The sequence below is a fragment of the Streptomyces calidiresistens genome (genome assembly GCF_014141525.1).
GTDB lineage: Bacteria > Actinomycetota > Actinomycetes > Streptomycetales > Streptomycetaceae > Streptomyces > Streptomyces calidiresistens.
Window position 1 is genome coordinate 1 of the sequence record NZ_VKHS01000903.1, and the last position, 2,029, is coordinate 2,029.

The window sequence follows — 2,029 nt, forward strand, 5'->3', positions numbered from 1 at the left end:
CCCCCCATCGGACCGCCCCCGTTCGACAGGCCCGTGCTCCTGCCGTGTCGTGGTTCCAACGCTTTTGTCGTCGGACGGAGGACGTTGTGCGGCGAGAGGGCTACGACTACGAGACCTACAGCCGCCTGGCGGGCCCCCTGGAGGAACCCGCCCCCGGCTACCGGGTCCGCTACCGCAGCCTGTTGTCCCGCGAGCCCCATCGGATACGCGCCCTGGCGCTGATGACGCTCGCCCCCCTGCTGTCGGCGCTGCTGCTGTTGTGGCTGGTGTGGCCGTCGCACTGGACGGACCGGGACCAGGCCCCGACCCACCTGTTGATCGCCGATGCCGTCATGCTCGGTTGCATCGCCCTGATCGAGCTCTTCCGATTGGTCAACGTCTGCTCCATCGCACACGCCACCCTGATGGCCCGCGACCCGGTGCCCGTGGTGCCCGAAACCGGCACCCGGGTGGCGTTCCTGACCACCTGCGTACCGGGCAAGGAACCACCCGCCATGGTGCGGGCCACCCTGGAGGCGGCGGTGCGCCTGCGGCACACCGGCCCCCTGGACGTCTGGCTCCTCGACGAGGGCGACGACCCGGGGATGCGCGAACTGTGCGCCGAACTGGGCGTGCGGCACTTCAGCCGCCACGGTGTCGAACGCTGGAACCGCCCGACCGGTGCCTTCCGGGCCCGCACCAAGCACGGCAACTACAACGCCTGGCTCGACGCCCACGGCGACGAGTACGACTTCTTCGCCTCGGTGGACACCGACCACGTGCCGTTGCCGAACTACCTGGAGCGGATGCTCGGGTACTTCCGCGACCCCGACGTGGCCTTCGTCGTCGGCCCCCAGGTCTACGGCAACTACGACGGCCCCGTCACCAAGGCCGCCGAGAGCCAGCAGTTCCTTTTCCACGCCCTCATCCAGCGGGCCGGGAACCGTTACGGCGCCCCCATGTTCGTCGGCACCAACAACGCGGTGCGGATCTCCGCCCTGCGCACCATCGGCGGCCTGTACGACTCCATCACCGAGGACATGGCCACCGGCTTCGAACTCCACCGGGCCCGCAACCCCGCCACCGGCCGGCGCTGGCGGTCGGTCTACACACCGGACGTGCTGGCGGTGGGGGAGGGCCCCAGTTCCTGGACCGACTTCTTCAGCCAACAGATGCGCTGGTCCCGGGGCACCTACGAGACCATCCTGCGCCAGTACGGGCGGGGCGGACTCGACGGCCGCACCCGCCACGCGCCCGGACGCCTGCTCAGTTACTCCCTCATGCTGGCCTTCTACCCCATGGCGGCCGTCACCTGGGTCCTGGGCGCCACCGGCTGCGCCCTCTACCTCGTCCTCGGGGCCTCCGGCACCCAGGTGCCGGCGGCGGTGTGGCTGATGCTCTACAGCGATGTCGCGGCCCTCCAGGTCGGCCTCTACCTGTGGAACCGCCGCCACAACGTCAGCCCGCACGAACCCGAGGGCTCCTCCGGCCTGGCCGGCATGGCGATGTCGGCGATCTCCGCCCCCATCTGGGCCCGATCCCTCCTCGACGCCCTGCTGCGGCGCCGCAGCCGCTTCGTCGTCACCCCCAAGGGCGACGAGGCCAGTCCCGACCGACCCGTCACCTTCCGACTCCACCTGTACTGGGCCGTCCTGCTGGGCGGATCCCTCACCGTCTCGGTGTTCCGGGACCACACCCATGTCGCCATGCGCACCTGGGCCGTCCTCGCCCTGGCCGCGTCCCTGGCCCCCCTCACGATCTGGTGGATCGGCCGGTGGCGGGACCGGCGCGGCGGGACCGAGCCGGTGGCCGTGCCCGCGCACACGCACGGACCCGCCGGGCCCTGCGGGGTTCCCGACCCCGCCCGTGCCGGGAGGGAGGGACGACCCCGCCCGGCGCCGGTCGAGCCGGTGCCCCTGGCGATCGGCGCCACGGCCGGCGGAGGGGACCCCCGGGAGGGGGCCGCACCCGGGGAACCCGGCCGCGGCACCGATCCACCGGATCCCGGGGTCCCGGTCGGCCCCTCCGAACCGGCCCCGCCCCTGCCGGC

1 protein-coding gene is annotated in these 2,029 nt (G+C 72.5%); it reads left to right on the top strand.

The window, feature by feature from the left end; translation table 11 throughout:
• Nucleotides 1-86: 86 nt before the first annotated feature.
• Nucleotides 87-2,029: glycosyltransferase family 2 protein (locus FOE67_RS23955; RefSeq protein WP_182666921.1), on the top strand; the 1,943-nt coding region annotated here is incomplete at its 3' end.